Source organism: Streptomyces sp. NPDC093018 (genome assembly GCF_040684035.1).
Taxonomy (GTDB): Bacteria; Actinomycetota; Actinomycetes; order Streptomycetales; family Streptomycetaceae; genus Streptomyces; species Streptomyces murinus.
Genome location: NZ_JBFBFF010000037.1, coordinates 1 through 10,318, shown reverse-complemented (window position 1 = coordinate 10,318; position 10,318 = coordinate 1). Strand labels below are relative to the sequence as shown.

The 10,318-nt window shown below is 70.4% G+C and carries 8 protein-coding genes; 3 read left to right on the top strand and 5 right to left on the bottom strand.

What is annotated here, in order from left to right; translation table 11 throughout:
- Positions 1-101: 101 nt before the first annotated feature.
- Entirely contained in the window at positions 102-1,007 is a 906-nt protein-coding gene (locus AB0N90_RS37440) for a LysR family transcriptional regulator (RefSeq protein ID WP_365203938.1), read from the bottom strand.
- Positions 1,008-1,435: 428 nt separating this feature from the next.
- Here AB0N90_RS37440 and AB0N90_RS37435 point away from each other — a divergent pair, with 428 nt between their 5' ends.
- The gene (locus tag AB0N90_RS37435) at positions 1,436-2,347 is read left to right on the top strand and encodes a cytochrome P450 (RefSeq protein ID WP_365203937.1); all 912 of its coding nucleotides are present in this window, start codon (positions 1,436-1,438) and stop codon (positions 2,345-2,347) included.
- Between the two features lie 74 nt (positions 2,348-2,421).
- Here the strand turns inward: AB0N90_RS37435 and AB0N90_RS37430 are convergent, their stop codons facing one another.
- The 4 genes from AB0N90_RS37430 to AB0N90_RS37415 form a co-directional block, all read right to left on the bottom strand.
- A complete protein-coding gene (locus AB0N90_RS37430; protein WP_365203936.1) occupies positions 2,422-3,249 on the bottom strand; it encodes a thioesterase family protein in 828 nt (275 codons plus the stop codon).
- Positions 3,250-3,271: 22 nt separating this feature from the next.
- The gene (locus tag AB0N90_RS37425) at positions 3,272-4,705 is read right to left on the bottom strand and encodes an amidase (protein ID WP_365203935.1); all 1,434 of its coding nucleotides are present in this window, start codon (positions 4,703-4,705) and stop codon (positions 3,272-3,274) included.
- A gap of 346 nt (positions 4,706-5,051) precedes the next feature.
- Positions 5,052-6,902, bottom strand: coding sequence for an asparagine synthase (glutamine-hydrolyzing) (asnB, locus tag AB0N90_RS37420; protein WP_365203933.1), 1,851 nt, complete (start codon positions 6,900-6,902; stop codon positions 5,052-5,054).
- A gap of 171 nt (positions 6,903-7,073) precedes the next feature.
- Positions 7,074-8,291 carry an MFS transporter gene (locus AB0N90_RS37415; RefSeq protein ID WP_051850774.1) on the bottom strand — a complete coding sequence of 406 codons (1,218 nt, stop codon included), beginning with the start codon at positions 8,289-8,291 and terminating at the stop codon, positions 7,074-7,076.
- A 366-nt stretch (positions 8,292-8,657) separates the two neighbouring features.
- On the opposite strand from AB0N90_RS37415, the gene AB0N90_RS37410 reads away from it, so the two are divergent.
- Both AB0N90_RS37410 and AB0N90_RS37405 read left to right on the top strand, forming a co-directional pair.
- Positions 8,658-8,906 carry a hypothetical protein gene (locus AB0N90_RS37410; RefSeq protein WP_361683972.1) on the top strand — a complete coding sequence of 83 codons (249 nt, stop codon included), beginning with the start codon at positions 8,658-8,660 and terminating at the stop codon, positions 8,904-8,906.
- A gap of 111 nt (positions 8,907-9,017) precedes the next feature.
- Positions 9,018-10,318, top strand: a 1,301-nt coding sequence (locus tag AB0N90_RS37405; protein WP_365203930.1) for an AlkA N-terminal domain-containing protein, incomplete at its 3' end; no start/stop codon positions are given.

Below are 10,318 nucleotides of genomic sequence, written 5' to 3'. Positions count from 1 at the left end.
CCCGTCGCCCCCGCCCTCCCCCCCCCCGCACCCGGCGGGGGGTTTTAGGCTTGGCCCGGCGGGCCGCGGGCGCCGCGCGGCGCCCGCGGCCCGGCACTTCGCTACCGGCGTGCCGCCGAGGCGTGGCAGAACGCGGTGAAGGCGGCGGCCCGGCCCGTCAGCCGGGCACCCGCCGGCCGGGCCAGCACGACATCCAGCGGTCGTACGTCGTCCTGGATCCGGCGAATCACCAGGCCGCGCCCCTCGTAGCTGACGTCCGCGATGGGGCGCTGGATGAGCAGTGAGTAGCCGACACCCCGGGCGACGAGGCTCCGCACCATTTCGAAGCTCTCCGTGCGGTGCCGGATGCGGGGGGACACCCCGGCGGAGCTCAGCACTTCATTGAAGTAGCGCAGGCTGGGCGGGACATCGAGCGCGATCATGTCGTGGTCGGCGAGGTCGGCCAGCCGGATCTCCCCCTTCGCCGCCAGTGGATGAGCGGCCGGCAGCAGGACGTACGGCGTGGTCGGGTAGAGCGTGTCGTAGTCGATGCCGGCCTGTATGTCGACGCCGTAGAGAACGGCCACCTCGCATTCCCCTTCCAGCAGGCGCTGCTGGAGATCGGTGAGGGAGCCTTCCAGGAAGTCCAGGGTCACCCGGGGGTGGCTGGCCTGGAACTCCTCCAGGACCCGGGGCAGCAGGAACGGGGCGATGGTGGTGAAGCAGCCGATCACCAGGCGGCCCGACGGGGCGTGGCCCAAGTCCCGCATCCCCGCCTGAAGTTCGTCGGCCCGGGCCAGCAGTGCCCGGGCGTCCGGCAGGAGGCGGCGGCCGGCGTCGGTGAGCGTGAGCCCCTTCGCCTTGGAACGAAGGAGGAGCTGCACACCGATCTGGCGTTCCAGCTGGGCGATCGCCACCGACACCGCCCCTTGCGACACGAACAGTTGCCGCGCCGCTCCCGTCATGGTTCCGGCCTCGGCACAGGCCACGAAGGCGTGCAGCCGGCGCAGACTGATCCGTTCAGTCATTAGGGAATCCCATAACACGCTTCATGATTCTTCCTTTTTCAATTCGACGGTCATGGCGGAGAATTGTGGAACCAAGTCGAGGAGGTTGTGCAATGACGCCGATGGATGCGACTGCGGGATGCCCGGTGCATCACGGTTTCGACCCGCTTGGCGACGAATACATAGCCGACCCGTATCCGATCCATACCGCGGTGAGGGAGGAGGCTCCGGCGTTCTATGCGGCGGCCATCGATATGTGGGTGATAACCCGCTACGACGACATCGAGGCTGTTCTCAAGGACCCGGGAACGTTTTCCGCGGCGGTCGGACAGAAGCCGGTCTTCCCCATGTCGGAGGAGGCGCAGGATATTCTGAGGAAAGGGTTCCGCGCCTATCCGGTGATGTCGGACTGCGACCCGCCCCGGCACACCCGCATTCGAAAGCACAACATGACGGGCTTCTCACCGCGGCGGATCGCCGCGCTGGAGCCGAAAGTCTGGGCCAAGGCCACGGAACTCGTGGACGCCATCAAGCCCGGCCAGGTGGACCTGGTGAGCGCGCTGACCTACCCGCTGCCCGCGTACATGATCTTCACGTTCATCGGATTCCCGGATGAGGACATGGACATGCTGAAGAGCTGGTGCGGCAACCGCATCGCGTTCAGCTGGGGCCGTCCGAGCGGCGACGAGCAGCGCGAGATCGCCACGAACATGACGCACTACTGGGAGTACTGCGAGAACTTCGTGGCCGAGCGGGCCGCGCGTCCGGTGGACGACTTCACCAGCGACCTGATCCGGATCCGCGAGGAGAACCCCGACGCGCTGTCGCTCGAAGACATCACCAACGTCGCCTACGGGCTCAGCTTCGCCGGCCATGAGACCACGACCAGCTTCACCGGCAACGCGATCCGCCAGCTGCTGGCCAACCCCGAGCAGTGGGCCGCGATCTGCTCCGACCGGGGACTCATCTCCAAGGCGGTCGAGGAGCTGCTGCGCTACGACAGCAGCATCCCGGCCTGGCGGCGCGTCACCACCCGGGCGGTGGACGTCGGCGGGGTCGAGATCCCCGCCGAGGCCAAGGTCCTCATCCTGCTCGGCGCGGCCAACCGGGACCCGAAGCACTTCGAGGACCCGGAGACCTTCGACATCCGTCGGGGCGACTCCCGTCGCCATCTCGCCTTCGGCAAGGGCATCCACTACTGCATCGGGGCGCCGCTGGCGCGGATGGAGGCCCGGATCGCCCTCGATCTGCTGGCGCAGCGGGCGCCGGACATGCGGCTGACGCAGGACCAGGACTTCGACTTCCCCGCCAACGTCTCCTTCCGGGGCCCGCGGAGCCTGCTCGTCGAATGGCCCGGCTGACCCCTCGGGCCCGGCCGGCACCCGGCGGGGCGCGCGCCGCGCTCCGCCGTGGGGCGGCCCCCCGGCGCGGCCGGTCACGGCCGGTCGCGCCGTTCGGTGACCAGCAAGGTCTGCAACACCCGCCCGCAGCCCCCCAGTTCGTCGTCGAGCTGCCCGAGGGCCAGCCCCGAACCGCCGGGGCCGGCCTCGGTGTGCGAGCGCAGGCACAGCCATTCCCCGACGGGATCGCGGTGCAGGGCGAGGGTCACATCGGTGTTGATGACGAGATTCGTGTGGTGGTCCAGCTCGAAGCCGACGGCCCAGCTGCTGTCGGCCACCGTGAGCGCCCTGGTCAGCGGGGAGTCCGGGGCACCGGCCACCAAGGGGATCCGCTGGCGGGCCCAGGCGGTGCCAGGACCGAGCGAGTCGAAGCCCCGGCCGTCCTCGAACCGCCACTCCATCGCCGCGATGTAACCGTCCAGATGGGCGTCCGCCATGGTGTGCGGCGGCTGCGGTCCTGGCAGGGCCGGGGCGGGCGGGACGGGCCCCAGCGACGGCGTGTACGGCGGGCTGGCGACCAGCCTCCAGGCCCGGGCCAGCAGCACCGTCTCGCCGGCCGCCGTGATCTCTCCCTCAAGCACCTCGACACTGCCGCCGGACCTGACCGTGCGCACCGTGACCGTCAGGTCCCCGACCGGCACCGGCCGCAACAGCTCCACGGTCATGCGGGCGATCCGCATGCCCGGCCGCGGGACGTGCCGCTCCATCGCATGCCCCACCAGGGCCGAAGGGGGCCCGGCGTGCTGGGACTTCGCGCTCCACGGGCCCGCGGTGGCCGGGGTGCTCTCGTACCGGCCGCCCCCGAGCTCGTGGTAGAAGGCCTCGGGGAGCACCTCGGGGGACGGAACGAACTCAGGGTTCACGAGTAAGCCTCCGGGTCCTGCCTCAGGAGTCTGAGGAATCGTGGATGGCGACCGTCCGGGGCACGTCGGCCGGGCCGCCGGTGTCCGTGCGCTGTTCCTCGATGACTGTTCCCACCCGGAACAGGACGGACTCCGAGAAGGGCGCGGCGATCAACTGGGCACCGATGGGGAGCCCGGCGGAGTCGGTGCCGACCGGCAGGGAGAGCGCGGGGAATCCGGTGATGTTGGCGGGGGAGGAGAGCCTGACGTAGGCGTCGGTGACCGTCTCGGTCACGCCGTCCGGCCAGCGCACGGTCTCCTGACCGCGCCGTGCCGCCGTGATGGGGGAGGTGGGGGCGATCAGCACGTCGACGCCGCCGAAGAGCCGGATCCAGGCCTCGCTGATGAGGGACCGGGTGCGCTGGGCGCGCAGATAGTCCAGGGCGGACACCTGGCTTCCCGCCTCCAGCAGCAGCCGGATGTCCGGGCCGTAGAGGTGGGGCGCCGCGCGCAGGGTCTCCTCGTGGACCGCCGACGCCTCGGGGGCCATCAGGCCCCACTGGGTGGCCTCCATGTGCTCGACCAGCGGCAGCTTCACGGGCATCACCGCGGCACCGAGCTCCCGCAGCAGCTCGACCGTTTCCCGGACGGCTGCCTCCACCTGCGGATCGACACGGTCGAAGTAGTAGGTGTCGGGCACGCCGACGCGCAGCCCCCGCAGCCCCCGCGGGCCCGCCGGGTACGCCGCGGGTGAGTGGGCCGGAGCGGCGGCGCTGGCGGGGTCGGACGGGTCGTGGCCGGCCAGCGCGCTCAGGACGGTGGCGGTGTCCCGGACGGTCCTGGCGATGGGGCCGACGTGGTCAAGGGACCACGCCAGGGGCGCCACCCCGTGCCGGGAGACCAGGCCGTACGTGGGCTTCAGCCCGACCATGCCGTTGAGCGCCGCCGGGATGCGGATCGAGCCTCCGGTGTCGGTACCCAGCGCGAACAGCGCCGACCCGGCCGCCACCGCGACCGCCGAACCGCCGCTCGACCCACCGGCGATGGCATCCGCATGCCAAGGATTGGCCGTCTGCGGAGTGAGCAGTCCGTAGGCGAACTCGTGGGTGTGGGTCTTGCCGATCAGGATCGCGCCGGCGTCCGTGAGCCGCGTGGCCACCGTGCTGTCCCCGTCGGGCACACGGTCCGCCCAGACGCGGGAGCTGGCCGTGGTGGGGATCCCGGAGACGTCGAACAGATCCTTGAGGCCGTACGGGATGCCGTGCAGCGACCCGCGGTGGAGGCCGTCGCGGATCTCCTTCTCCGCCCGCCGCGCGTCCTGTCGCGCGCGGTCCGCCACGACGGTGACGTACGCGTGCAGCCGCTGCTCGACCGCCTCGCACCGGTCCAGCACGGAGTCGACGAGTTCGACGGGGGACAGGAGGCGTGCCGCGATGGCCGCCGCCGCGTCCTCGACGGTGAGTTCAAAGGGCTGCATCGAGGGGCCCCGGGGTGGTGGGAGCGGGGCCGGCCGGGGCCCGGAAGACGGGGGCCGGGGCGATGCCGCCCAGATCCAGGACCCGCAACCCGCCGATGAGACGGCCCAGGTGGGCGGCCAGTTCGGCCACTTCGCCGGGCCGGTCGTCCGGCGGCGGAGCCGATCGCGCGGACGGAGGGTACGGTCTCGCAGCGGCCATCGTGGAATGCCTTCCGGGTGATCGGAGCCGGATACCGCGTGTTCGCTCAGGTGAAGAGACCCGGTGGCCCCGACGGGGGATTCAGAGGCCACCGGGAGAGTGGGTGCCGTGCGGTCGGCTGACCGCAGGGCTATGCGGAATCCGCGCTCACAGGTCGACCGTGACGCCGTAGGTTTCCAGCCAGGCGTTGAGCCAGAGCGGAACCTCCAGGTCGATCCGGGTGATCTGGGTGCTGGCGGTGCTGATGCTGCCGTCGAGGCGGCCGCGGACCCGCTCCTTGTCGAGGAGCGGCAGGATGGGGGCGTCGCCGCCGCCGAGCACCTCCGCGAGCCGGTCGCGGAGCTTCTTCTCGTACCCGGAGTCCTGTGTGCTCGGGTACGGCGCCTTCACGCGCTGCACGATCGACTCGGGCAGCACGTCGCGGGTGGCCGCACGCAGCAGGCTCTTCTCCCGCCCGTCGAAGGTCTTCATGGCCCACGGGGCGTTGAACACGTACTCCACGAGCCGGTGGTCGCAGAACGGTACGCGGACCTCAAGACCGACCGCCATGCTCATACGGTCCTTGCGGTCGAGGAGGGTGTTGAGGAAGCGCGTCAGGTTGAGGTAGCTGATCTCCCGCATCCGCTTCTCCAGGCCCGTCTCGCCCGGCAGGACCGGCACTTCGGCGATGGCGTCGCCGTAGCTCGACCGCCGGTAGCCGGGGATGTCGAGCGTGCTCAGCAGCCCCCCGTCGAACAGCGGTGTCCCGTCGTAGAAGGGCCCCGGTGTCGTGGTCAGCCAGGGGAACGTCTCGGCCGTGAGGACCTCGGGGTCGTGGAACCAGCTGTATCCGCCGAAGAGTTCGTCGGCCGATTCGCCGGACAGGGCCACGGTGGACCGTTCCCGTACCGCCTTGAAGAGGAGGTACAGGGAGGGCCACAGGTCGCCGTACCACATGGGCGGCAGGTCGGTGGCGGCCAGGACCGCGGCCCGGACGTCGGGGTCGCTCAGGTTGTCGCTGTTGAGCAGGATCTCCTTGTGCTCCGCCGCCACGTGCTGGGCCAGGTCGCGGACGAACGGGGCGTCCGGGGTGCTCCGCAGCGGGTCCGGGACGAAGTTCTCCGCGGCCCCGACGAAGTCGACCGAGAACGACCGCACCGGTCCGGCGCCCTCGGCGGCCAGCGCCTTGGCCGCCAGCGCGGTGACGGCGGAGGAGTCGAGGCCGCCGGACAGCAGGCTGCACAGCGGTACGTCGGAGATGAGCTGCCGGCTGACGGTGTCTTCGAGGAGCCCCCGGACCGTGTCGATGGTCGTTTCGAGGGAATCCGTGTGTTCCTTGGCCTCAAGTGCCCAGTAGCGGCGCTTGACGAGCCCCTGGCGGCGGACGCGGACGGTGTGTCCCGGCCGGATCTCGTGCATGCCGGTGAAGATGGCGTGCTCGGGGGTCTTCACCATGTCGAGCAGTTCGCGCAGGCCGTTCGTGTTCACCCGGCGCGGGATCTCCGGGTTGGCGAGGATGACCTTGGGCTCCGAGCCGAACAGGACGCCGTCCGCGGTGGGGAAGTAGTACAGCGGCTTGACGCCCATCCGGTCACGCACCAGGAGCAGTTCCTGGGTCCGGACGTCCCAGATGCCGAAGGCGAACATGCCGTTGAGCTTGTCGACGAGGCCCTCGCCCCACTCCAGGTACCCCTGGAGGACCACCTCGGTGTCGCTCTCGGTGCGGAAGCGGTGTCCGCGGGAGATCAGATCGGCCCTCAGCTCGCGGTAGTTGTAGATCTCGCCGCTGAAGGTCAGCACCGCCAACGTGCGCCCGTCCTGCTCGGCGACCATCGGCTGACGCCCGCCCTCCAGGTCGATGACGGAGAGCCGGCGATGCCCGATGGCGGCGTGCCGGTCGATCCACACACCCTCGGCGTCAGGACCGCGGCACGCCATCGTCTGCGTCATGGCGTCGACGATGGCGCGCTCCTGGGTGAGGTCGCGCCCGTAATCTATCCAGCCCGCAATGCCGCACATAAGCGACGGTCTCCTTAGATAGGCGGTGGTGAGCACCTGGCTCATCGAGGTGGTCCGAGAGTGGGACGGGGAGGCGCCGCCCGCCCGGCCGCCGGGGCGGGGCGACCGGACGAGCGGTTGAACGCTGTGGGGCGGATGCCGGGCAGGCCGGCCGGACTCGGCGCGATGCGGCTACGAGGCCTTGGGCCACGTGTACTTCCCTGCCCGGTGGGCCCAGGCCACGAGCACCATCAGGACGGCGGCCAGGCCGCCGAGCGTCATGACGGTCGAGGGTGAGGAGCGGTCGAGGACAGCCCCTCCGACCAGGGCTCCGATGGAGATGGTGGCCTGGAAGGAGGCGGTGAACAGGACGGAGGACGCCTCGGGGGAGTCGGGCGCGGCCTTGGAGAACCAGGTCTGGGAGCAGACCGGCACGGCTCCGTAGGCGGCGCCCCAGACGATCAGCAGTGCCACCGCTCCCGCGTCCGACGTGCCGAGGACGGGCAGGAGCAGGGTCGCGGCGGCGATCAGCGCGGCGGCCGCGGCGAAGGTGGCCCGCGGATAGCGCCCCACCGTGGATCCGCCGAAGAAGTTGCCGGCGATGCCGGCGGCTCCGTAGATGAGCAGGTAGACCGTGATGAGCCCCGAGCCCGCGTGGGTCACCTGCTCAAGGAACGGTGTGACGTAGGTGTACGTGCCGAAGTGGGCGAGCACGACGAGGAAGGTCATGACCAGGGCGAAGCGGGTGTTGACACTGCGGAGCATGCCGCCGAGGACGTCGAGGCGGGTCGCCTGGTCGGCGGGGAGCGGCGGGACCACCACCAGCAGCAGGGCGAGGACGGCCAGCGTGAAGCCGCCCATGGCGAGGAACGCGATCCGCCAGCCCGCGACATCACCGATGAACGTGCCCAGCGGTACCCCGAGCACCGAGCCGAGCGGCACCGCGGAGAAGATCACCGAGGTCGCGCGGCCCACGGACTTGGCCGGCACCAGCTGCCCGGCCAGACCGGCTCCGATGGACCAGAAGCCGCCGATGGTAACCCCCACCATGACGCGGGAGACCAGGACCAGCCAATAGTTCGGCGCGACGGCGGCGAGGAAATTGGCCAGCGCCAACAGGAGGATGAACACACCCAGCATGACCCGTCGGTCGATCCGCCCCGTGGTCACCGTGACCAGCGGAGCCGAAATCGCGGCCAGGAACCCGGGCATGGTCATCATGAGACCAGCCATTCCGTCCGAGATGGTGAAGCTCGATCCGATCGAGGTGAGCAAGCCGATCGGCAGGATTTCGGTGGTGACGATGGCGAAGATCCCCAGCATCACGGAAATGACAGCCAGCCAGGAAATCAGGGGCGAGCGGCCTGATGGTGCGGGGGATTGGACAGAAGGGGTGGTTGTTGTGGACATGAATTCCGTCCTGAGTTGGGCTTCACATGCGGAGTGTGTCCACCAGTCCAGCAGGAACAGGCGTCATCCTCTGGCAGGTTCTCGACATCAACAACCGCCCCGCCGTCACCCGAACGTGGCAGAGGCGCGTCCGTGCGGTCGCCCTGCGTCGCATACCGGCAGGTCAGATGGGGTGTCCTGGGGGCCGTGGAGCGCCGTGGAGCCTCTTCGGTCCGCGACGACTTAGCCGAGTCGCACATCTGTCCGCACCGGAGAGAGGCTTCCTCGTATCTCGATGGTTGATGTCGCGAACCCGCTAGACAGGGACCCCTCCCGCTGTTTCTCTGGGTGCCCCTGGTGAGGCTCGCCACTGAATGGAGAAGAAGCGTGTTCGAGTCCGATGAGACGGTACGCAGGAAAGTGCGGGAGCGGGCCGCGGGGCTCAGCCGCGAGGAAGTCGAGGCGCGGAGAGAAGAGGCGCGGCGCAGGTGTGATAAAAGCGTGCCGGCTTACTGCGTCGAGCTGTCCATGCAACAGGAATGGCTGGAGCAGAATGTCCTTGAATGGCAGCGCGTCCTCGACGAGATGACCGCACGGGAGCTGAGCGTCTACCGTCCGGTGGACGAGAAGGTGTGACAAGACGTCGTTGCCAGGCGTCCTGGGCCGGGCAGGACGCGCTGTCCGGGGGCCCACGCTGATGTCGGATTTCCGCCAGCGTGCCGCTTCGGTCCTGGTCATCCTGGAGTCATGGAGACAGCGACGCACTTCGACCGGGAGCATTGTGTGCGTGCCGTGCAGTCGAAGGACGCGCGGTTCGACGGATGGTTCTACACGGCCGTGCTGACCACCCGGATCTACTGCCGGCCCAGCTGCCCCGTGGTTCCGCCCAAGCCCGGGAACATGACGTTCTACCCGAGTGCGGCGGCGTGTCAGCAGGCCGGGTTCCGTGCGTGCAAGCGCTGCCGTCCGGACACGAGTCCCGGTTCCCCGGAGTGGAACCAGCGCGCTGATCTGGTGGCCCGCGCGATGCGCCTGATCACGGACGGGGTCGTGGACCGTGAGGGGGTGCCGGGTCTGGCCGCCCGGCTCGGCTACAGCACCCGCCAGGTCGAGCGGCAGCTGCTCGCCGAGCTGGGTGCCGGACCCCTCGCGCTCGCCCGCGCCCAGCGCGCCCAGACCGCGCGGCTGCTCATCGAGACCACCGCGCTGCCGATGGCGGAGATCGCCTTCGCGGCCGGTTTCTCCTCCATCCGCGCCTTCAACGACACCGTCCGCGAGGTCTTCGCCCTCTCCCCGAGCGAGCTGCGTCGGCGAGTGCCGGCCGGGCGGGCGGCGGGCGACACCACCCCGGGCACACTGTCCCTGCGGTTGCCGTTCCGTGCCCCGCTCAACCCGGACAACCTCTTCGGCCACCTCGCCGCCACCGCCGTACCCGGCGTCGAGGAGTGGCTCGAGGGCGCGTACCGCCGCACGCTCCGGCTGCCCTACGGGCACGGGATCGTCGCCCTGGCCCCGCGCCCGGACCACATCGCCTGCCGTCTCACGCTCAGCGATCTGCGGGATCTGGCGGTGGCGATCAGCCGCTGCCGCCGGATGCTGGACCTGGACGCGGACCCGGTCGCGGTCGACGACCGGCTGCGCACCGATCCGCTGCTGGCCCCCCTGGTCGACAAGGCTCCCGGGCGCCGGGTGCCGCGCACGGTGGACGAGGCCGAGTTCGCGGTGCGGGCCGTACTGGGGCAGCAGGTGTCCACGGCCGCCGCCCGCACCCACGCCGCCCGCCTGGTCACCGCGCACGGCACACCCGTGGACGATCCCGAGGGCGGCCTCACCCATCTCTTCCCCTCGCCCCAGGCGCTGGCCGAGGTCGACCCGGAGACCCTGGCGATGCCCCGCACCCGGCGCACCACCTTCACCACCCTGGTGGGTCAACTCGCCGACGGTACGCTCCACTTGGGGGTGGAGTCCGACTGGGCCGGGGCCCGTGCCCGGCTGCTCGCGCTGCCCGGTTTTGGGCCCTGGACGGTCGATGTCATCGCCATGCGTGC